Below are 22,491 nucleotides of genomic sequence, written 5' to 3' on the forward strand. Positions count from 1 at the left end.
GTCGGGCTCTATACGAATAATGAAATGACCTATTATGACGATGTAACGGTTCAGTAAACGTAGGGCATCGCGGTAAGACCGGCACCGATGATTTCTCAGACTGTTCCTTTATCGGACAGTCTTTTTTTCTTGGCGCTGCACGGGTGATCCTCTATAATTGAGCCATAAGCTTTAGAGGAGTGAGCATCGTGGCCCAACCGATCCGTCACCACGCGCTAATCATCATGCTAGGATTCGTACTAGGAATGACAACCGCTTGCCAGCAGCAGGCGGCACAGCAGCAATCGCAGCAACTACCGCAGCAGCAGGCCGATGTGTTGCCCAAGACCGAGGCGGCCCCGATGGAACCGAGCGCCTTGGGACGGGAGACACTGGCAGCGAACGATGGCTGGGCAGCGGCCGAAGGCGGGACGACCGGCGGATCGAAGGCGAGCGCCGATCACGTGTATACTGTGACCAACCGGAGCGAGCTGGTCAAAGCCCTCAGCGGAGGAAGCAATAGCGGCGCGAAAATTGTTTACGTGAAGGGAACGATCAATCTGAGCGTGGACGACAGCAATAAGCCGCTCGGAGAGCAGGATTATAAAGATCCGCAGTACGATCTGCAAGCTTACCTGAAGCAGTACGATCCGAGCGCCTGGGGAACGAAGCCGGTCGCCGGGCCGCTCGAAGACGCGAGGAAGCGGTCGCAGGCCAATCAGGACAAACGCGTGACCGTCCGCGTCCCGTCCGATACCACGATCGTTGGATTGGGCAGCGATGCCCGGATCGTCGGCGGAACGATGCTGCTGAACGGAGTAAACAACATCATTATCCGCAACATCGAGTTTCAGGACGCGTATAGTTATTTTCCCGCATGGGATCCATCGGATTTAACCGGACGGTGGAATTCGAATTTGGATAACGTGACCTTGGTGAAAGCGACGCACGTTTGGGTCGATCACTGCAGGTTCAACGACGGGGCTCGCCTTGATGAGAGCAGCGAGGATTATTACGGCACCAAGTACCAGCATCACGACGGGGAACTGGATATCGGGTACGAATCCAACTGGGTCACGGTTTCGTATAATCATTTTTCCGACCATGACAAGGTGATGCTGATCGGCTCCAGCGACAGCTCGACGACCGACAAAGGCCGGCTCAAGGTAACGATTCACCATAATATGTTTGAGAACGTTGCCCAGCGCACGCCGCGTGTCCGGTTCGGGCAGGTGCACGTGTACAACAATTACTATAAAAACACGAAGGGCTCGTACAATCACAGTATCCTTGCAGGCGTATCGTCTCACATTTATGCGGAAAACAACTATTTTGAACTCGCGAGCAGTACAAATGTAGAGAAGATCATCAAGGTGGAGGGGGGCACCGCGTTGTACGACACCGGCTCCATCGTCAATGGAAAGCCGGCCCAATTGGTGAAAGCGTATAATTCCCGCGCCAAAACTCCCCTAAGCGAGGATGTCGGCTGGAAGCCGGAATACTTCCTCAAGGTCGATCCGACGGAAGAGGTGCCGAAGCTTGCAAAGTAAGAACTAAGGGGCGGACGCAGGTCAGCCCTTCCGTTTTAATAATATGTATGCGCTTACTCCGCTTGCATCCTTTCTGAAAGGGGACGGCCCGTCATGCGCTTTTTGCAAGGCAATTTATCCGGTCGCTTCAAAATGATCTACGGGCTGTTCTTTCTGCTCATCATCTCGTCGACGGTGTGGCTGTCCTATTTGAGCTCGAAGGGCAGTCTGGAGCATCAGGTGCGCAGCACCAATATTGCTCTCTTAAACCTGATCCAGCAAAAGATTGAAATGATGCTCAGAGAAATCGATACGAATACGATCAATTTCATTCAGGAGCCGGAGGTCGCCTTTTTCCTGCATGGGCAGTACGCTACGGACGAATTGCGCTTCAACCATTTCCGCGTGCTCAATGACCGGTTCCGCTCACTCATGTTTGCCAACAGCAATGTATCGTCCTTTTATTTGTACTCGCTGGAGAAGAAAAGCCTGCTGACCGACACGACGTTCTCGGAGCAGTCCGACTTTTACGATATGAGCTGGCTGGATTCGTTCAACCGGATGAAAAGCTATCAGCAGTGGCTGGACACGCGGAAAATTACGGAGATCAGCTCCGGCTTCCAAAATGATAAAAATGTTGTTACCCTCATTCGCTCCTACCCCCTCATCAGCAATCCTCAATTCCGCAAAGGCGCGATTGTCGTTAATGTAGCCGAAACCACCATTTCCAATCTGATTCAGGACGTCGACACTCAGCGGGCTGGCCAAACGCTAGTCGTCAATCCGCAGGGCATGATCATCTCGTCGCAAAACAAAAAACAGCTGTTTCAGCCACTGAGCAGCATCGAAGGCGCACCGGAGCTGGAGCAAATGGGATCCAGCGGGTATTTAACCAAGCCTACGCTAAACGGCGGGAGTTATACGACCTTTTATTTAACGTCAGCGTATAACGGTTGGAAATACGTCAGTATTGTCCCGGACCCGGAAATGAACCGCCCGCTGCAGCTGATCCGCAATTTTCTGCTGGCGATCGCCGTTGGGATGTTTATTCTGGCGATTGTCATCGTCTTTGCCGTAAGCAATTACACGTTTCGTCCGCTGGAGCTGTTTTTCCGCTCATTTACCGAGAAGAAGATCGCAGGTGCTGGTGACCTGACGTATATGGAGCAGTTTTTTAAGCAGATTCTCTCGGACAACGAGTCGCTGCAGAAGCAGATGAATGAATCGCTCCCAGCGCTGAAATGGCGGTTAATCATGAGCCTGCTCATGGGAGACAAGGCGAATTACAACCGCATGAGGCCATATTTCGGCACGCTTGGCATTACGCTCCACGCCGGCCAATTTGTCGTTCTGGTCATCGAGCTGGATCGCATTCAAGAGATTGCCTCGCCACGCGACGTGTACTTGTTTACTTATGCGGTCAGCAATGTGGCGGAGGAGCTGGTGGCCGGCGTGTGCAAAGGTGTCTCGTTGGAGCTGACGGACGGCAGGGTAGCAGTCATCATGAGCTTCGAGGAGGAAGGCGGCCAAGGGCATCAGCTTCAGGCGCTTCAGGTGGCGGATCTGCTCAAGGACTATGTGAAAGGCCATTTCAAGCAGACGGTCACGATCGGCGTCGGTCGTCCGCACAAGCAGTGGGAAGGGATTCAGCATTCGTATCGGGAGGCGCTCACCGCGCTGAAATATAAGCTGATCATGGGCGATAACACGGTCGTTTCCATCGATGATGTTGCGGGCAATGATCATAATGATAATTTTTACCGGCTCAGCGGTATGGCGGATTCGGTGGTCGGTCTCATTCGGGATACGGACAAGGGCAAGCTGGAAGCGAGGCTGAACCACATTTTCGGCGAGATGATCGGCAGCAACGTGCCTCCCGAGATGATCAAGCAGATGTGCATCCAGCTGATCATGAAGTCCATTAAGGTGATCTCGGATAAAGGGCTGGAAGTGAAGGAGTTTCTGGATCCGAGGGAAAACATCTATCACCGGATCGAGTCCTGCGCCAACGTGGACGAAATTAAAAGCTACCTTTCCACCTTCCTGCATCATCTGATTGCCAGAACGGAGCAAAACCGCGCTGCCAGAGGAAGCAACGAGACGATCCAGCAAATCATGGATTATTTGGAGCAGCATTATATGGACAGCGATCTGTCGCTCAACTTGTTGGCGTCGCAGTTCCGTCTGAGTGTGCCTTACTTAAGCAAGCTGTTCAAGGAAACGATGGAGCAAAATTTTATGGACTGGTTAATTGAGCTGCGGATGGAGAAATCCAAGGCGCTGCTGCTGAATCCGAGCTCGAAAATTCAAGCGATTGCCGAGAGCGTTGGATACAATAATACGCAAAGCTTTATACGTATTTTCAAGAAATACACCGGGCAAACCCCAGGGGAATTCAGGGAAAACCATAAAAAAGGTGAAGAGGATAAAAAGTGAACATCCCCCTGGCATAAAAAAAGCGATCAGCATAAAAAGTGGATATTTCCATGTCCGCCGGCAGCTTATACCATGAGGGTGTAATCCGGCGAAGCGGAAGGGAGGTGTAGAACATGCGATCACACATCGGTGAAGCCCGTGCGGAGGAGGGGGCTTATGTCCGGCCGGCTCCATCGGCGAATCGTCTGATGCTGTTATGGAAGTACGTCAAGCGGGACAAATATTTGTATCTGCTGCTTGTACCGATTTTGGCCTACTATGTGGTATTTAAGTACACGCCGATGCTCGGGGAAATCATTGCCTTCAAAAACTACCGTTTTGCCGACGGCATCTGGGGCAGCCAGTGGGTGGGGCTTAAGCATTTCAACCGGCTGTTTACGAGCCCGGATTTTTTCAATGTGCTTAAAAATACGCTGCTGCTGAACGTCTACAGTATCGTCTTTGCTTTCCCGGTGCCGATCGTGCTGGCGGTGCTGCTGAATGAGGTCCGGCTGGAATGGTACAAACGGACGATCCAGAATCTGCTGTATATCCCGCACTTCATCTCGTGGGTCGTTCTTGGCGGTATTTTCATTGCACTGCTCTCTCCGTCTACAGGGATCGTTAATACGGTGCTGGTGAAGCTGTTTGGCATTCAGCCGATTTACTTCATGGCAAGCAACGCTTGGTGGCCGGTGATGTTCATTTTGTCCGGGATTTGGCAGAGTGCCGGCTGGGGGACGATTCTGTACCTGGCGGCGATGGCGGGCATCGATCCGCAGCTGTATGAGGCGGCCAAGATCGACGGGGCGAGCAAGCTGCGCCGGATCTGGCATGTGACGCTTCCGGGCATCCGCAGCACGATTGCCATTCTGCTCATTTTGCGGGTCGGCCAGATGATGGATGTCGGGTTCGAGCATATTTTTGTCATGCAAAATAAAGCGGTGTACGAGGTGTCCAACGTTATCAGCACCTACGTGTACCATGCGGGGCTGGAGGGCTTGCAGTACAGCTACACCACGGCGCTGGGGCTGTTTCAGTCGGTGATCGGGCTGATTCTGGTTGTAAGCGTCAACAAAATCATTAAGGCGATGGGCGAAAACGGGCTATGGTAATGGCAATGGTAATGAAGGGAGGGATTCAATTGTCAAGCAGTCAATCGCTTCGGGTTCGGCTAGGGTATGGCCTAGTGTATGTATTTTTGGCCATGCTGGCCGTGACGACGGTCTTTCCGTTCGTTCATGTGCTGGCCACCTCTATGAGCAGCTCTCGGGCTCTGCTCTCAGGGGAAGTGTTCCTGTGGCCGAAGGAGACCACGTTTATCTCGTTTTCCAACTTAATTGATGACGGGCAGCTCCTGCACGCGATGAAAAATACGCTCGTCATTACGGTATTCGGCACGCTGATCAATATCGTCGCTACGATTATTGCCGCTTACCCTTTGAGCCGGAAAAGGCTGAAGGGGCGGGGCGTGATTCTGATGCTCATTACGTTTACGATGCTGTTTGGCGGCGGGATCATTCCCAACTACATTTTGATCAAGACGCTCGGCATTATGAATACGTACTGGGCGCTGTGGCTGCCCGGCCTCTTGAGCACGTACAATTTTTTCGTGATGAAAACGTTCTTCGAGAACCTGCCCACCGAGCTGGAGGAGTCGGCGGCGATGGACGGCGCGAATGATCTGGTGATCATCGCGAGAATTATTTTGCCGTTATCGATGCCGATCATTGCGGCGCTGACGCTGTTTTATGCCGTGAGCTGGTGGAACTCGTACATGAACGTGCTGATGTATATCAGCAGCTCGGGCAAGCTGTCCCTGATGGTGAAGCTGCTGCAAATGATCGAAACAACCAGTCAGAGCCTGCTTAATTCGAGCACCACCGGCGGCACCGAGGGAGCGACCATGCAAAATCTTGTGACTCCGGAGGGCATTCGGGCGGCGGCGATCATCATTTCGGTGACCCCCATTTTATGCGTATATCCTTTCCTGCAAAAATATTTTGTCAAAGGGGTATTAATCGGATCCATCAAAGGCTAAAGACGGCAGCGTTCTAAATTGTTCATGGAGGCGAAACGACAATGCTTAAACGACAGCACATGGCGTTATTGCTTGCGGCTTCCCTAGGCACCATTACAGCATGCTCTTCCAGCGGGACGGACAGCAGCGGCGATACCGCAAAAAAAGACAGCGGCACGGAAAAGAAGAAGCTCGAGGTCAGCGTATCGATTCTGGACCGGGGCCAGGTGGCGAGCGATGAAGGGACCTACGAGAACAACCGGACGACGAAGTATATCAATGAGAAATCCGGCATTAATGTGAAATGGGTGCCGATCCTGCGTACGGAGTCGACCAAGAAGCTGAACACGCTGATTGCCGCAGGCGAGGCGCCGGATTTGATGTGGGAGTTTAACCGGGATTATATGTCGACGTTGAAGGAGCAAGGGGCCATTCAGCCGATCGATGATTACATTGAGAAGTACAGCACCAGCTATAAAAATTATTTGAAAGCGCATCCGGAGCTGAAGCCGTACACCCAGTTTGACGGAAAAACGTACATTGCCACCAGCGCGCGGGGAATCGACTCGATTGCCAACCATGCGATCTGGATCCGGCAGGATTGGCTCGACAAGCTCGGCTTGAAAACGCCGCAGACGATGGATGAGCTGGTGAACGTGATGCGGGCCTTCAAGGATAAAGATCCGGACGGCAACGGGAAAAACGATACGCTGGGCGCAGCCTTCAACTTTAACTATACGGGCATTATTCAGGCGATGTATGCGGCTCACGGCGGTTTGTGGTATTTGGAAAACGATAAGCTCGTCAAAGGGAACTTCACCGACCGGTATACGGATGTCTTGGCGCAGCTGAAGTTGTTTTTCGATGAGGGCTTGATCGACAAGGAATACATCACGGATAAGAACTATCAGAAGGAACGGTCTCTGCTTGTAACCGGGAAGGCCGGCGTCTATTTCTCCAGCTGGAACATTGCTCCGGAATACCGCGAGCTGAAGCAGAATGTGCCGGATTCCAAGCTGGTGCCGCTGGAGCCGGTGGCTACCAAGTATGGCAAGTTCGGGTTGTACCAGGAACCGCCTGCCAACCGGTTGATCGTGTTTAATAAAAACATGAAAAACCCAGAGGCGGCTGTGAAGCTGCTGGATTGGTGGATTGATAAAAACTGGTTCGATGTTCGCTTCGGCCAGGAGGGTGTGCACTACAAGCTGGTGAATGGGGTGCCGCAAGCCATTGATGCGGAGAAGAACAAGAAGGAAACGCTGTATGCTCCCGAATACGCGGTGCTGGATCAATGGAGTCCGAAGCCGGAGGATTTCCCGGTCATGGCGGCTCAAGACCCGATCTCGCAGGAGTATGCGAAGGTACAGGGCGAATCGCTGAAGGTGGCGATGAAAAACAAATTCCGTCGCGATATTCCGTACAATCCTACGTTCCCGGAGCTGGCTGAGACATCCACTTCGTTCGGTCCGGTCGCTGAGGATATCGAGACCAAGGTCATTACCGGCGGCAGCCAGTACACTGCGCAGTGGGGCATGGAGCAGCTGCGGAAGGAATGGAAGCGGCTCGGCGGCGACAATGTCGACAAGCTGGCGCAGCAATGGTATGAGAAAAATTTAAAAGGTAAATAAGCCCAGGGAGGACGCACATGGCTATCGATTCTAAAGCGCTGCTGCTGCGCCAGCTGGACCAGTGGCACGCCGAGTATTCGCCTGAGCACAAAATGGTTCGCAAGCCGTTTCGTACGCCAGGCTACCACAGCACCTTAAAGGATGTGGCGTATACCCATCCGACGCGGGACGCCCTCGTCTATGCGCTCGCGCTGCTCGACAGCGGGGTCCAGGAGCATGTGCAGCGGGCCTCCGAGATCATCGAGAAGGTGATCGGCCTCCAGGACCAGAACCCGGAGAGCCGTACCTACGGCATCTGGTCCTGGTTCCTGGAGGAGCCGCTTGCGATGATGGCTCCGCCGGATTGGAACTGGGCCGATTTCTGCGGCAAACGGCTGGTGCTCGCAGCGCAGCGGCATGCGGGCGTGCTGGATTCCGCTTTGCAGGAGCAGATTCGGCAGGCGCTGTTCTGCGCGTGCGGCGCGATTATTAAGCGCGACGTCGGTCCCGGCTACACGAATATCGCGATCATGGGCGCGTTCGTGACGCTGCTTACTGGAGAGGTATACGGTCACCAGTCGTATGCCGACTACGGTCTCGAGCGGCTGCGCAAGTTCAGCCGGTATACGAAGGAGCTGGGCACGTTCCAGGAATATAACAGCCCGACGTATACGATCATTGCGATTGAGGAGCTGTCCAGCATCCACACCTCAGTCTCTCATGCGGAGGCGAAGGAGCTGAGCGCCGAGCTGCTGGATGTCGCATGGCGCATGCTGGCAGAGCATTTCCATGTGCCGAGCAAGCAATGGTCCGGGCCGCACAGCCGCAGCTACAGCACGGTGATGACGCCGGCGTCGTATTCATTCCTGCAGCTGGCCAGCAGGGGAGCCTTGGCGATGCTGGCGGAGGAGCAGCTCGTTTACAATCTGGATTGGTACGGAAATGACATCCAATGTCCTGAGCCGTATTTGCCTGCGTTTCGAGAAGAGGTCTTTTTGAAGACCATCAGGCAGCCGATCGCCAAAGACGAGTCCGGTGCTGCATTGAATACAGCGACGACGTATTTGAACGGGCCGCTGAGCTTGGGGACGTACAGCAAGGACGTCATGTGGAACCAACGGCGCAATCTGCTTGCGTATATTGCGGAAGGCGAAGATCGCTTCAGCTATGTGCATCTGCGCTTTTTGCGCGATGGCTACGATTACTCCTCGGCAGTATTCACCAGCGTACAGGAAGAGAGCGAGGTCTTGTTCGGCATCGGCTTCTGCACGAATGGAGGGAATACGCATATCGGGCTGGACCCGATTGACGGAACCGTGGATGCGGCGGATTTGCGTCTCCGCTTTGAAATCGGCGGCAGCTTGGAACGGGTAGAGGAGGAAGCATTGGCAGACGATGCCGAGGCTGCAACTGTTCATATCGCGGGGCATGCGATGACGGTGAGGACGCTATTCGCCGCCTTTGACGGTGAGCGTCCGCGATGGGAGCTGACTCGGGACGGGCAGAAGCTTTGCTTGGATTACGTTGTTTATTCAGGCTCAGACTCGGGTTCAAGCGAGCGAAAAACCTTCGATTTCCGCACGATGGAGCAGGCGCTGCTTCTGTTCGCTCTTCGCTTCAGCGTAGGGGCAGGCGGGCCGCTGGATGCGACTGCCATGATCTCAGGCACCGAAGCACTAGCTGAATCGAAGACGCGCAGCGGAGCGGTGCTCCAGCTGGCGCTGCCGCTGAAGCCGGGCGAGAAGCGGGATATGATGCGACCGCGAACGTAAGGTCAGAAAACGAGGTGCGTGATGGGCAAAGGTTCAAGGATCACGAATGCGTTTCATACGTACACCGATCCGTATACCGGACGGACGGTGACCCGGCTTACAACGCCGGAGCGAGTGAATCATCATCCGTATTTCTACTACAAGATGATCACGAACGACAATCGGCATTTGATCTATGCCAGTGAACGCGATGGGCAAAGGCAGCTGTACCGGATGAGTCTAACGGACGGGTCTGCGCTGCAACTGACCGAAGGCGCGGGAGTCCACGATTTCAGCTGCAGCCTGACCAGCGACGACCGGTTTCTGATCTTTTGCCGGGACAACCGCATTATGCGCATGGATATGAGCACGCTGGAGGAGGAGCTGATCTATCAATCGCCAGCCGGCTGGGTGCCGAACGCGAATCCGGGTCTGGGCTCCGATGATGATTGCCTGGTGCTCGTTGAAATGAAGGAAAGCGACGTCGTGCACGGCAAGGGGGATTGGTCGACCTTCGAGCCGCAATGGGCGGCTAGGCCGCACTGCCGTATCGTTTATGTGGATATCGGACGGAGAACCAGCCATATCGTGCATGAGGAGACGAACTGCTGGCTCGGACACCCGCAGCTTCGGCCGCATGACCCATCGACCGTCCTGTTTTGCCACGAAGGTCCGGGTCACTTGATCGATGCGAGGCTGTGGCTTGTTCAAGCGGATGGCAGCCGTCTGCGCTGCGCAAAGGAGCAAACGCACGATGAGCTGATCACCCACGAATATTGGCTCGCCGACGGCTCCCGATTCGCTTTCGTCTACCGGCATAAAGACTTTAAGCTGCATGAGAGCATGCGGTTTGTGAATCCGGAGACGCTGGAAGAAGAGGTCTGGATGGACTGCTCGAAGTATTGCCATTTTATATCCAATCATGACAATACCCGTATAGTCGGAGACGGCCAGCTGCGGGAGCAGCATTTCATTTACCTCGTAGATGTCCCGAACCGGCGCGAAGAGAAGCTGTGCTCCCATGGAACGAGCTGGAAAACGTATGGCCATACGCAGGATTCCCACCCGCACCCTGCTTTTTCGCCGGACGGTACCTTTATGGTGTTTACCTCCGATATGGAAGGGATTCCTTGCATTTATAAGGTGGATCTGGAGTAAGAATGTTATCATAAATGAAACACCGCAGCATGGGTTGTTAGGTTAAACCCCAGCTGCGGTGTTTTTTTATCCCCGATCGATCATGCGCACCAGATTAGCTGCGATGAGCTCAAACCCTTCATCAATTGGGTGCACCTTGTCGGCGAGCAGCGCCGGATCACGGGGAAGCAGCTCGGTTCCAGAAATGATCTGAATCGAAGGAAACGCGCTGCAGGCTTGGACGATCGCATCCACCATCTCCTGGAACGTACCCATCGGCTTCGGGTGTGTTCTCTCATTCTCCCCCTACAGCCCGGCCTTCCCCCAAAATGACTGCCCCAGCGGATGAAGCAGGTCGTCCCATGCGTCCCTATACCGGATCAACTCCCCGCGCAGCTTCGAGACAAGGCCCTCATACGCCTCCTGGCCATATAAGTTGTTGCACTCCCTGGGATCGGCATGGAGATCAAAAAGCTGCGTCTCCCGAACGGCTCCGGCATACTCGATCAGCTTATAGCGGTCATCCTTCACGCTCCGAATGAGATCACTGTAGGCAAAATACAGCGTCTCCCGCAGTGCAGCGTCCGGATCTGCCATGCTCGGATACAGGCTCTGGCCTTCCACGGTGTCCGGGATGTTGACGCCCGTCAGCTCGCATAAGGTCGGGTACACATCCAGCAGGTACGCGTACTGCTCCCGGCGCTCTCCTTTCGGCACCCCAACACCGCTAAAAATCAGCGGCACCCGCACGCTATGCTCATAATGGCTTTGCTTGCCCATCAGCCCATGCTGTCCTACAGCCAGACCGTTATCCCCTGCGAGCACAATAATCGTGTTATCTGCCTGACCCGTCTGCTCAAGCGCTTCAATTACCCGGCCGATCTCAAAGTCCAGATGCGTGATCATGGCATAATATTCGGCGATATGTCGCTTGACTTCTTCAGGCGTACGCGGATAAGGGGCGAGCAGCTCATCGCGGATGTGCTCAGCGCCGTAGTTGAAAGGATGCTGCTCCATAAAATTGTCCGGCAGCGTAATCTCGTTCGGATCATACATCTCCTGAAAGCGTGGAGGCATTGTTCGAGGATCGTGTGGGGCCAGATAGGAGATATACATGAAAAAAGGCGCGTCAGCGTCATAGTCTTCAATAAAATCAATAGCGGCCTGACTGAACAGCTCCGAGGAATGCTTCCCAGCGGAAAAATAATCGCAATGCACCTTCGACGTCGTATTGCTGCGCATAAAATTGTGCGTAAACGGAATCAAATTCTCATACTTCCCCGACGGGTCAAAATGACATAACGGCACATTCCAGTGATCCCACATGCCGCCAAAAAAGATCGCCGTCCCATCGGTAAAGCTGCGTCCGTAGGAAGCCGGACCGTTGTGCCATTTGCCGGTGCCGAAGGTGCGGTACCCTGCTTGGCGGAACGTCTCGCCCATGGTTCGATGCTCGGTTGGAATCTGCTGGCCTTCCTGCTGGATATGGAACAGCGTGCGTCCCGAGTGCAGCATCGCTCTGCTGGGCATGCAAATCGCACCAACGGTGCCGCTCGGAATGTGGGCATGAGTGAAAGCGGTGCCATTTTTCACTAATCGGTCCATCGTCGGTGTCTGGATCTCGCCGTTGCCCAACGCATGAATCGTATCAAACCGTTGATCATCGGTAAAGAAGAAAACGACATTTGGCTTTTTCGCAGGCATGGACATCCCCCTGGCTCATGAATTTGGATACTTCCATTGTACAGGAAGTACGGCGCCTCTTGTAACTTTTTTCCACACGGTGCGTCTAACGAATATGGAAAAAGTAAGGGAGATGAATCCAATGAAAAAAATCGCGACAGGATGCCTGCTGCTCCTAATCCTGCTGCTAGCTGTACCGGTACCAACGAAGGCGGAATCCGCCACGGTGAAAGTCACGATACCCGACTATCCTGTAAGTGTGAACGGTCAGCTGATCGACAGCCGTCACAGTCAATATCCGCTGTTGGTGTACAAAGACATTACGTATGTTCCGCTCAGCTGGAATATGCTTCAGGAGCTGGAGCTGGAGGCGGATTGGAGTGCAGAGGAAGGGCTGAAGGTGTACCGCAATTGCTGTGTCTATGAATATTGGAAAACGCCGGCGCTGGAAAAGCAGCCCTACCCGCAGCCGCATACGACCACCAATCTGCCCCAACATGCCTATATGGCCTCGAAGGCCTCTTACCCGATTCAGCTCTGGGGAGAGCAGATCAACAATGAGCAGGAGCCGTACCCTTTTCTCGAATTTCGGGACGTGACCTACATGCCGCTTACCTGGAGGTTTGCGCATACCCGCCTGATGATGGATTTGGAGATGAGCGAGGATGCCGGGCTGTCGATTTGGAGCGGGCAGGACAAAGTGATGGGCCAGATCATAGACGATGATGAGAACTCACTGTATGTGTCAGCCTATCGTTCGACGGACAATGCACATACCCTGCTGAAAATAGCCAAAACACTCGCCGAGCCCCCGGTCTGGCTGGACGCTGATCAAGCCAAGGCCGTCAGGGACCGTGTAGATCAAGCCCGTACGCCGCAAGGCCAAAAGGTCACCATCGAGCAGAAGGACGACTGGTTCATGTACCAAGGCCAAAAGCTCGCACCACTTCGCGACGAGGATAAGCAAAATCTTGGTGGAAACCCGCTGAAAGCCGAGGGGACGCTGTACGAAATCGACGGCAGGCGCCAGCTGCTCGCGGTGTATTCGTATTACCCGATTGCGGTGATCGGACCTGCTCCAGGCAGCCGGTATCAGCTGTTTAGCATAATGGACGGTAAGATTACGTTTATCGACGACTATCCGTATCTTCCTCAGCGCATCTGGAGCAACCCGGACGGCTCCGTTTGGATTGCACGGGAACGGATGTATTCTAGAAAATTTTATTTCCCAGGCTCGGGGCTGCTCGCGCTTATGAACACGTCTGGGAAGGTAATGTCCGCGAACCAAGCCTGGGGAGAACTGGACGTAACACCGCTTGATCTTGTGAGCGCAGGCGCTTCTCCAAACCGTCAGGACGGCAGCGTGTTGGTCCGGCTCTATGGCCAGTCGAAGGCGGATGGAGAGTATAATGCAGACAGGGACGGGATTTTCCGAACGAACGCCTCATTGAAGCTGGAGCGTCTGTCTAATGCACCGGATGAGCTGGATGATCTGCCTATGTATGTAGACCGCCAGGGCGATGTATATTCGGTGAATCACTATAGCAACACGATAAAAAAGTGGACTCAATCTCAGCCGCTCACCAAAACGTGGACGGACGTGGAGCTGCTGCAGGGGCGTTAGGCAGGGAATGAGGACTTTCACTATGCTGCATTGGTAGACCAAGTGACCTAGTATTTACGCATTTTCCATAATATTGTATAGTTGAATAAAGACACTTCGGGTAAGAGACGATGAGATACCCTTTGTCCAAGGAGCATCCTGCTAATGGGATCGCTGGGCCAAGGAGATCCTTCGTCTCTTTTTTATTTTAAGGAGGTACCACATGAAGCATGGTACAAAGCTAAAAATACTGGCGGCCGTAGCGATTAGTGCGGTGCTTATTGCAGTGGCTTGGACTAAGGTGGACATCGAGCCCAAGCAGACCGCCACTGCGGTTGAACCCGCTGGAGCGCCCGCTCAGGAGCAGAAGAAGGAAGAAGCACCGCTGCGTACCAAAGAGGTATTCGATCGGGCCAAAGATAAGGGCCTGCTGACGATCCGGTACTTTAACCTCAAGGATCTGAAGGTGGCGACTGGGGACAGCTATCTGATCACCAGTCCGGACGGTCAGACGATGCTGATGGATGCCGGCATTCCTGAGACGGGCAAGCAGGTGGTCGGCTATTTGGACCAATTAGGCATCCAGACGCTGGATATCGCCTTCAATACGCATCCGCACTCTGACCATCTCGGGGGCTTTGCTGAGGTGCTGAAAGTGAAAAACGCCAAAGCCTATTACATGGAAAACTTCCAATACACTGTTTCCGGCGCCTACCGAAATGTAATGACGCAGGTGGAGAAGAAGCGCATTCCGATCCGCACGCTGGAGGAAGGCGACACCTTTGAGCTAGGAAGCGATGTCAAATTCGAGGTGCTCAGCCCCAAGAAAGGGGTTCTGCCGGAGGCCATCCACAACTACGATCCTGCGACACTCAATTATTATGCCTTGGTCGTGAAAATGACCTATAAGAACAACACGTTCCTGTTCCCTGCGGACATTTACAAGGATAGAGAAGCGGAGCTGATCGCGCTGTACGGCAATAAGCTCGATACGGATTTTGTTCATGCGCCTCACCATGGGAACAACACGTCCTCGTCGCCATCGTTCGTAGATACCGTTTCGCCGAAAATTACGGTGCTCAGCTCGAACATTTTTAACAGCCTGGATGTATTGAAGCGCTATGAAAGGAAAGGCTCCGCTGTGTACTCGACAGGACTGAACGGGAACATTCTGATCACCTCGGACGGGGAGAGGTTGAACGTGATCACCGAGAAAGACCGGGTGCCTACCAAATGATCCGGCGTGTAATCTCGCTTGCTGCTCTTATGGCCTTTTTACTTTGTAATTCAGCTGGCAAAGTCAGTGCCCACAACTTCAACAACGGCTATACCTACATGCATTTATTCGACAACAGCGTGGAGCTGGAGCAGCTGTTTCCGTTTCCTGTGATGCTTCAATACGATACGAATGGCAACCAGCAAATCGAAAAGGAGGAGCTGGCCAAACAGAGGGCTTCGATCGAAAGCTATGTACTGAGCCACTTAAAGCTGTATTCCCGTGAACAGCCCATGGAGGGAAGAGTCGAAAGCATTCAAACGATCATCCAGGAGCAAACGGAAGATCCCATGGTACGCATCATGATGACCTTCACTTCGCCGTTGCCGGTGGAGGATTTGACGATCCATTATGCAATGATTTTTGACGATGTAGATGAAGCGCATCAAAATTATATGGTGCTATACGACGCACAGGACCAGCTGCTGGAGCATTGGGTAGTGGAAAAAGGCACGGGACTCGTCCACTATTCACCAAGTGACCAGTTCCGGTTTAATTTGCCCCTCATTGGCGACTATATCGTGCTGGGGGCGCAGCAGATGCTCTACAGCGGATTTTGCTGGCTGCTTCTAGCGTTTCTCATGCTTACCGCTCCGACGTTCCAGGCTTCGTGCATAGCTTTGGGGAATGGCATTTTGTATACGCTGCTTGGTGTCATCGCGATGGATCGGCTCGGGACACATTCTTGGGCTATCTATATCCATTCAGCAGCGGCGGTGCTGGCCTTCGGGTATGCGGGTTATATGATGTTCACCGGGCGGGGCGTGTATCCGAGGGTTTTGAGCGCTTTATTCGGAACAGCATGGGGGACTGGGTCTGTCTCACTGCTGTCCCAACTGCACCTAAATCCTCAGTTTAAGGTGATCTCCCTCTTGTTTTTCTACCTTGGGGTTGCTTTGGCATGGGGAGGGGGGCTGTATGTGCTGTATTTCACCATCGAGCCCTTGCTTCGCAGCCGTCGGCTTAAACAGCGGGCGCAGCAATATTTTTGGCGGAAACGTTTGGCGGATCTGCATTCGCAGAAATGAAGGAGGAAAGCTGTCATGGACATATTTACGGTTATTTTTATGTACATCAATCTGGGTCTGGAGCACATCATTACCGGGTATGATCACTTGCTATTTTTGCTCGGGTTAATTGTGATTGCGGAGCGGTTTAGAGCGGTTTTGAAAATTATAACGGCGTTCACGATTTCGCATAGTCTCACGCTGTGTCTTGCCGTGCTTCATCTGGTTCCGGTCTACCCGAAATGGATTGAAGTAGGCATAGCCCTGACGATCTGTTATATTGCGGTCGAAAATGTGTTCATCCAAACGTTTCGCTGGCGCTGGGCGTTGACATTTGTGTTTGGCCTCATTCATGGGCTCGGGTTTGCGAGTGCGATTCGTGAGGTTGGATTTCAGCAGAGCTATTTGGCGACTTCCCTCGTTTCGTTCAACGTGGGGATTGAGCTCGGTCAGCTGTTAATTGTAGGTCTACTGCTGCCGATGCTGATTCGATTCCGCGAAAAAAGCGGATATTATCCCATCTTCTTCCGTGGGGTATCCGCTTGCATCTTCTTGATCGGGCTGTATTGGGTGGTTGCTCGAATGGGCGCACTCTAAGTCTCCGTCATCAATCGAAGGCCGGTATTTTACACTAGCCAAAATCGAAGGGATTCAGAAGAGCCTCCTGTTGCTGTATTAGAACAATGAAGCCTAGGTCTTAGGATGAAGACTGGGGCTTCTCGTAGTGTCTGCCGTACGAAATAAGAAAAGCACCTTGCGAACATCCATTCGCAGGTGCTTATTAGATCGATTTTAAGAAAGAAACGACAAGTTTATTTGCCGTATATCAATTTTAGATAAATTTTAACTAAAATGAGGTATCCTCGACCTCTATAATATTATTATAACTGACGCTGAATTATAAGTCTATACTTTTTTTGCCATTTTCGATATATTTTTTTAGCACCGCAAATGAAGGAGGTTTGTTCGATGATTGCACTTCAAGGTATTAGCAAATCGTTTAAGGTGGCCAAACGGTCGGCCGGTCTACGGCAGGCGGTTAAATCGCTGTTCGTCCGTGAGCACACGATTGTGGAAGCACTCCATGGCATTTCATTTTCGATCCAAGAAGGGGAGATCGTCGGCTATATCGGCCCGAATGGCGCGGGGAAATCGACGACCATCAAGGTGATGAGCGGAATTCTCATGCCGGATCAAGGCACGTGCTCCATCATGGGCTATACGCCTTGGAAGGATCGAACGGCATATGTGAAGCACATCGGTGTCGTATTTGGCCAGCGCTCCCAGCTTTGGTGGGACGTCCCGGTGATCGATTCCTTCGAGCTGCTGCGTGACATCTATAAAATACCGGCTGCAGAATACAAAGCCAATCTTCAGCTGCTGACCGAATCCCTCGGCTTGCAAGAGCTTCTCCGTACGCCCGTCCGTCAGCTAAGTCTAGGACAGCGGATGCGCTGCGAGATTGCTGCTTCACTGCTGCATGGTCCCAAAATTTTATTCCTGGATGAACCGACCATCGGACTGGATGCCGTCAGCAAGATCGCCGTGCGCCAATTTATTAAGACGATCAATAAAGAAAAGGGAGTGACCGTCATCTTGACGACCCACGACATGAACGACATCGAGGCGCTGGCCGACCGGATCCTCATGATCGGAAAAGGCACACTCCTCTACGACGGCACGCTAAGCGAGCTGCGCAGCCGCTTCGGGACGCACCGCATCATTACGGCGGATTTCTGCGAGCATGCACAGCCGGTTGATATCCCCGGAGCGTTCCGGCTTTCATGGTCACCGGAGCGGGCTGTGTTCAGCGTCGATATCGAGCAGGAGCAGATTGCCACGATCATCTCGAGACTGTCCGAGCAAGTGGCACTGCTGGATGTGTCCGTGGAGACGAAGCCGGTCGAGGAGTTAATCGTGCAGCTGTATAAGGAGTATCAAGTATGAATATGGCTGCCTACCTATCCGTCTGGAAGCTGCGTTTTATCATGGGCCTGCAGTACCGTGCAGCCGCCTTGGCCGGCATGGCGACTCAGCTGTTTTTTGGCTTCATCTTCATCATGATATTTGTGGCGTTCTACAGCCAAGGCACGGGGCAGGCCCCCATCTCGCTTCCGAACCTTGTTGCTTATGTGTGGCTTCAGCAGGTGTTCCTCACCTTTATTATGCTGTGGTTCCGCGACACGGAAATTTTTCAGCTGATCACAAGCGGCAACATTGCGTATGAGCTGTGCAGACCGTGCGGCATCTACCCGTTCTGGTTCGCCAAGCTGCTGGCTCAGAGACTTTCGAGCGCTATCCTCCGCTGCTTTCCGATTCTCATCATCGTGTTCATTTTGCCGGAGCCTTACCGGATGACCCCGCCCCCAACGCTCTACTCATTCGTGTTATTTCTCATCACGCTCGTGCTCGGATTGCTCGTCATTGTCGCCATCTCCATGTTAATTTACATTTCCGTGTTCTGGACCATGTCTCCTACGGGCTCAACGCTGCTCATCGCGGTGGCCGGTGAATTTTTGGCGGGGATGATCATTCCAGTTCCGCTGATGCCCTCTTGGATGCAGATGATCACCTATCTGCTGCCGTTTCGCTGGACGGCGGACTTTCCGTTCCGCGTGTACTCAGGGCAAATCCCGCCGGTCGACGCGCAATGGGGAATTCTCGTACAGCTGCTGTGGCTTGTTGTGCTGGTAGCCGTCGGACAGTGGTGCTTAAAACGGGCGCTGCGGCAAATTGTGGTTCAAGGAGGCTAAAGCTTGTGAGCTTATATTTCAAATATTTGTCCATTCACTTCAAATCCCAGCTGCAGTACCGAACCTCGTTTTGGCTGTTGACCTTTGGACAGTTTTTTATCCCCTTCACGGTATTCGCCGGGCTGTACTTCATGTTTAAACAGTTCGGACAGCTGCGAGGGTGGACGTTCTTCGAGGTGGCGTTGTGCTTTGCGGTCGTCGGGATGGCGTTTTCGCTTGCCGAATGCTTTTCGCGCGGGTTTGATATGTTCTCCAGTCTCGTGGGCGGCGGCGATTTCGACCGTCTGCTGGTGCGTCCGCGAAGCACGGCACTTCAGGTGCTGGGCTCCAAGTTTGAGTTTACCCGCTTCGGGCGCTTGTTCCAAAGCTCCATCGTGCTAGGGTGGGCCTTGCTGAATTTACCGGTCGTTTGGACCGTGCCGAAGGTGATTACGTTAGTGCTAATGATTGTGTGCGGCGTGCTCATTTTTACGGGAATTTTCATGCTTGCTGCGACGCTGTGCTTCTGGACGATTCAAGGGCTGGAGGTAGCCAACATTCTGACGGACGGCGGCCGGGAGATGGCGAAATACCCGCTCAACATCTATGAAAAATGGGTCACCTTATTTTTCACCTTCATCATCCCTTTTGGCTGTGTCAGCTACTTGCCGCTCATGTATTTGCTGGATAAAACGCAGGGAGGCGGGGTCTGGTATATGCTCATGCCGCTGGCCGGCGTGCTGTTCATTCTACCATGCCTGCTGGTGTGGAACTTTGGCGTGCGGCATTACCGCTCAACAGGATCATAATGACTCAAGGGCTCCGGCATTCGCACGGGGCCCTTTCTTTATGCGGCTAATCTATTAACCCTGTCAAAGCGAATGCAAGATTCATATATTGAATCATCTGGACAAGAAAGGGGGGGACATCCTATGAAAAAACTAGTTCGTATTAGTGGCTATGGCTTCGGCTACGATCCTTTCTATGGCTGTAAAAACAAGAAAGAAGATCACAACAAATGTGATGACAAGAAGAAGGACGAAGACAAGAAAAAATGTGATCACGACCACGACGAAAAATGTGATTGCTGCGACAAGTGTAAGCATCGCAGTTCTCGTGGATCGCATGGCTCTCGTGGAACCGGCGGTACACGCGGATCTGGTGGAACTCGCGGATCTGGTGGCACTCGTGGAACTGGCGGTACTCGCGGATCACGCGGTAGTCACGGAACCCGTGGCACTCGCGGAACTCGCGGAACTCGCGGAACTCGCGGTACCCACGGAACTCGTGGTACCCGCGGAACTCGTGGTAATCGCGGTACTCGCGGTAACCGTGGCACACGCGGCGGCAAGCGCTAGGTGCAGCTGCCTGAACGTCAAGAAACCGTCTGGGATTTTTCCCGGACGGTTTCTTTTGCCTTCATGCCAAACCAACTTATCCCTGCAAAATCGCTTCAATCGCGCTAAGCACATCCGACGACAACTCGATGCCGACGGCGGCGCAATTTTCTGTGACCTGCTCCGGGCGGCTTGCGCCGACCAGGGCGCTGGCGACATTGCTTTGACGCAAAATCCAAGCGAGCGCCAGCTGGGACACCTGGATACCGAGCTCATCCGCCACGCGGCTTAGCTGCTCTACTTTTTGCAGTGCGGCGTCATTCAGGCGCTTCTCATCCCAGTTTTTACTGGCGGCACGGCTATCCGCAGGGATGGGCTGACCGATGCGGTATTTCCCTGTGAGCAGACCTTGTGCGAGCGGGGAGAAAACGACCTGCCCGAAGCCTTTGCTCAGGCCGAGCGGAATAATTTCCTTTTCGATGTAGCGGTTGAACATGTTGTACACCGGCTGGTTGACGATCAGCTTGTCCAATAGCAGGCGATCGGCAATTGCATACGCGTCGACGATTTGAGCCGGTGTCCATTCGCTAACGCCAATGTACAGCACCTTACCTTGGGTTACGAGATCGTCGAGGGCGCGGAGCGTTTCTTCCAGCGGCGTCTCCGGATCATAACGGTGGCAGTAATAAATATCGATGTAATCGGTGCCCAAACGCTTCAAGCTCGCTTCACACTGCTCCATAATGTGCTTGCGGGACAAACCGCGATCATTCGGGCCTTCGCCCATTTTATTGAATACTTTGGTGGCCAGCACATAAGAATCTCGATTGTAGGCGGACAGCGCTTTGCCCATCACCTTTTCCGCTTCGCCCCGTTCATACATATTGGCTGTGTCAAAGAAATTCACACCGAGATCATATGCCTGCTCAATCGAACGGACCGCTGGATCATCGCCAACATAACCGCCGTACGTGAGCCAGCTGCCTAAGCTGATTTCGCTGACCTTCAAGCCGCTGTTGCCTAGCTTCCGATATTTCATAGGATGAGCCTCCTTGGTAGGTTCGTAGAATGGTATTCCGTTTCTATTATAGATAAAAGGGGCCGGAACATGTAAGGACTGAAAAGTTATTGATTTAGTTACCTTGAAGTTAGTGACTATTAGAATGTAATAACACGTGTTATAATGTGGTTATTGGGCCTAACCCCAACCATTTGAAGGGAGCATGATGAAGTACGATGTCTTGGAATTCAAACCGGTACGATAAAATGCAATACCGCAGCTGCGGCAAGTGGGGCTTGAAGCTGCCCGTCATTTCACTGGGGGCATGGCAAACGGTAGGCGGCTACGAAGAGGAGGAGGCAGCGAAAAAGGTGTTCTATGCTGCGTTTGAAGCGGGCATTACACACTTTGACTTCGCCAACAACTATGGTTCACCGGCGGGGAGTGCAGAGGTACTCGGCGGGAAAATTTTACGGGAGCTGCCTCTGGACGAAATCGTCATCGCCAGCAAAGCGGGGCACCGCATGTGGCCGGGACCCTACGGCGATTGGGGCAGCCGCAAGTATATCATCGCCTCCTGCGATCAAAGCCTGAAGCGGATGGGGATCGATTATTTCGATATTTTTTACCATCATCGTCCGGACCCGAACACGCCGCTGGAAGAGACGCATGGCGCGCTCGAAACGCTGATCCAGCAGGGCAAAGTGCTGTACGCCGGGGTATCCGGCTTTTACTCGCCGGAGCGGAGCGCGGAAACGGTTCAGCTGAGGGAGCGGAAGAACTGGTCACCGCTGACCGTGCAAATGAACAACTACAGCCTGTTCAATCGGAAGCTGGAAGAAGGCTTGAAGGACACGGCTGCAGAGCACGGGATCGGACTTTTGGCATATTGCCCGCTGGCGCAAGGACTCTTGACGAACAAATACTTGAACGGCATTCCAACCGATTCCCGCGCAGGGAAAAACAAGCTGAAGCCGCCGACCGAGGATGAGCTCAGGAAGATCCGATTGCTGGACGAGGTAGCGGCAGCGCGCGGGCAAAGCTTGGCGCAAATGGCGATGGCCTGGATTCTGCGCTTGAAGGAAATGACCTCTGTCGTCACGGCGGTATCCAGTCTAAAGCAGCTGGAGGACAGCTTAAAGCTGCTGGACAACATGGAGTTCAGTGAGGATGAGCTGCGGCGGATTGATTCCATTTTGCAGTAGACGAGCTTGCTATACAAGGAACAGTCTGCCAGGGCGGCGGGCTGTTTTTTTTCTACAGCGGAATAACTATACGACTAAAGGTTTTCGCCCCCTGTTTATCGAAGTAATTAGGTAACCATTACTTTAATAACAGGGGTTTCTAATGCGTCCAAAAGATCGAATTGTGCCTGAAAAAACTATATATTTTCGACCTGAAATTACGAACTGCCC

General features: G+C 53.2%; 18 protein-coding genes. 15 read left to right on the top strand and 3 right to left on the bottom strand.

Annotated features, from left to right (window positions below):
• The first annotated feature begins 188 nt into the window (after positions 1–188).
• The 7 genes from FPZ49_RS30190 to FPZ49_RS30220 all read left to right on the top strand — a co-directional run bounded on the left by FPZ49_RS30190 (position 189) and on the right by FPZ49_RS30220 (position 10,459).
• On the top strand, positions 189–1,529 hold the full coding sequence (locus tag FPZ49_RS30190; protein ID WP_261381690.1) for a pectate lyase family protein: 1,341 nt from the start codon (positions 189–191) through the stop codon (positions 1,527–1,529).
• Between the two features lie 93 nt (positions 1,530–1,622).
• Positions 1,623–3,944, top strand: coding sequence for a helix-turn-helix domain-containing protein (locus tag FPZ49_RS30195; RefSeq protein ID WP_144854081.1), 2,322 nt, complete (start codon positions 1,623–1,625; stop codon positions 3,942–3,944).
• A gap of 113 nt (positions 3,945–4,057) precedes the next feature.
• Positions 4,058–5,038, top strand: a complete 981-nt coding sequence (locus FPZ49_RS30200; protein WP_144854082.1) for an ABC transporter permease — start codon at positions 4,058–4,060, stop codon at positions 5,036–5,038.
• Between the two features lie 29 nt (positions 5,039–5,067).
• The gene (locus FPZ49_RS30205) at positions 5,068–5,964 is read left to right on the top strand and encodes a carbohydrate ABC transporter permease (protein ID WP_261381691.1); all 897 of its coding nucleotides are present in this window, start codon (positions 5,068–5,070) and stop codon (positions 5,962–5,964) included.
• A 41-nt stretch (positions 5,965–6,005) separates the two neighbouring features.
• A complete protein-coding gene (locus tag FPZ49_RS30210; RefSeq protein WP_144854083.1) occupies positions 6,006–7,571 on the top strand; it encodes an extracellular solute-binding protein in 1,566 nt (521 codons plus the stop codon).
• 17 nt (positions 7,572–7,588) lie between these two features.
• The gene (locus FPZ49_RS30215; protein ID WP_144854084.1) at positions 7,589–9,322 is read left to right on the top strand and encodes a hypothetical protein; all 1,734 of its coding nucleotides are present in this window, start codon (positions 7,589–7,591) and stop codon (positions 9,320–9,322) included.
• Between the two features lie 21 nt (positions 9,323–9,343).
• Positions 9,344–10,459 carry an oligogalacturonate lyase family protein gene (locus FPZ49_RS30220; protein WP_144854085.1) on the top strand — a complete coding sequence of 372 codons (1,116 nt, stop codon included), beginning with the start codon at positions 9,344–9,346 and terminating at the stop codon, positions 10,457–10,459.
• Positions 10,460–10,525: 66 nt separating this feature from the next.
• Here FPZ49_RS30220 and FPZ49_RS30225 read toward each other — a convergent pair whose 3' ends face one another.
• Together FPZ49_RS30225 and FPZ49_RS30230 are read right to left on the bottom strand one after the other, a co-directional pair.
• A complete protein-coding gene (locus tag FPZ49_RS30225) occupies positions 10,526–10,714 on the bottom strand; it encodes a hypothetical protein (RefSeq protein WP_144854086.1) in 189 nt (62 codons plus the stop codon).
• Between the two features lie 30 nt (positions 10,715–10,744).
• Entirely contained in the window at positions 10,745–12,142 is a 1,398-nt protein-coding gene (locus FPZ49_RS30230; protein ID WP_222429989.1) for a sulfatase-like hydrolase/transferase, read from the bottom strand.
• A gap of 121 nt (positions 12,143–12,263) precedes the next feature.
• Between FPZ49_RS30230 and FPZ49_RS30235 the strand changes: the two genes are divergently transcribed.
• The 7 genes from FPZ49_RS30235 (at position 12,264) to FPZ49_RS30265 (ending at position 19,548) form a co-directional block, all read left to right on the top strand.
• Positions 12,264–13,745 carry a hypothetical protein gene (locus FPZ49_RS30235; protein ID WP_144854088.1) on the top strand — a complete coding sequence of 494 codons (1,482 nt, stop codon included), beginning with the start codon at positions 12,264–12,266 and terminating at the stop codon, positions 13,743–13,745.
• Positions 13,746–13,947: 202 nt separating this feature from the next.
• Entirely contained in the window at positions 13,948–14,961 is a 1,014-nt protein-coding gene (locus FPZ49_RS30240) for a ComEC/Rec2 family competence protein (RefSeq protein WP_144854089.1), read from the top strand.
• Positions 14,958–16,028 (top strand): hypothetical protein, encoded by a 1,071-nt coding sequence (locus FPZ49_RS30245; RefSeq protein WP_144854090.1) that lies wholly within the window; start codon positions 14,958–14,960, stop codon positions 16,026–16,028. Before FPZ49_RS30240 ends, FPZ49_RS30245 begins: the two co-directional genes overlap by 4 nt.
• A gap of 15 nt (positions 16,029–16,043) precedes the next feature.
• Positions 16,044–16,604 (top strand): HupE/UreJ family protein, encoded by a 561-nt coding sequence (locus FPZ49_RS30250; protein ID WP_144854091.1) that lies wholly within the window; start codon positions 16,044–16,046, stop codon positions 16,602–16,604.
• A 372-nt stretch (positions 16,605–16,976) separates the two neighbouring features.
• The gene (locus FPZ49_RS30255; protein WP_144854092.1) at positions 16,977–17,954 is read left to right on the top strand and encodes an ABC transporter ATP-binding protein; all 978 of its coding nucleotides are present in this window, start codon (positions 16,977–16,979) and stop codon (positions 17,952–17,954) included.
• 2 nt (positions 17,955–17,956) lie between these two features.
• Entirely contained in the window at positions 17,957–18,760 is an 804-nt protein-coding gene (locus tag FPZ49_RS30260) for an ABC transporter permease (protein ID WP_144854101.1), read from the top strand.
• Between the two features lie 5 nt (positions 18,761–18,765).
• On the top strand, positions 18,766–19,548 hold the full coding sequence (locus FPZ49_RS30265; protein ID WP_186446189.1) for an ABC transporter permease: 783 nt from the start codon (positions 18,766–18,768) through the stop codon (positions 19,546–19,548).
• A 625-nt stretch (positions 19,549–20,173) separates the two neighbouring features.
• Here the strand turns inward: FPZ49_RS30265 and FPZ49_RS30275 are convergent.
• A complete protein-coding gene (locus tag FPZ49_RS30275; RefSeq protein ID WP_144854095.1) occupies positions 20,174–21,115 on the bottom strand; it encodes an aldo/keto reductase family protein in 942 nt (313 codons plus the stop codon).
• 197 nt (positions 21,116–21,312) lie between these two features.
• Between FPZ49_RS30275 and FPZ49_RS30280 the strand changes: the two genes are divergently transcribed.
• On the top strand, positions 21,313–22,281 hold the full coding sequence (locus FPZ49_RS30280; protein ID WP_144854096.1) for an aldo/keto reductase: 969 nt from the start codon (positions 21,313–21,315) through the stop codon (positions 22,279–22,281).
• Positions 22,282–22,491: the final 210 nt, after the last annotated feature.

Origin of the sequence: Paenibacillus cremeus (assembly GCF_007786445.1) — a bacterium.
Taxonomy (GTDB): domain Bacteria; phylum Bacillota; class Bacilli; order Paenibacillales; family NBRC-103111; genus Paenibacillus_G; species Paenibacillus_G cremeus.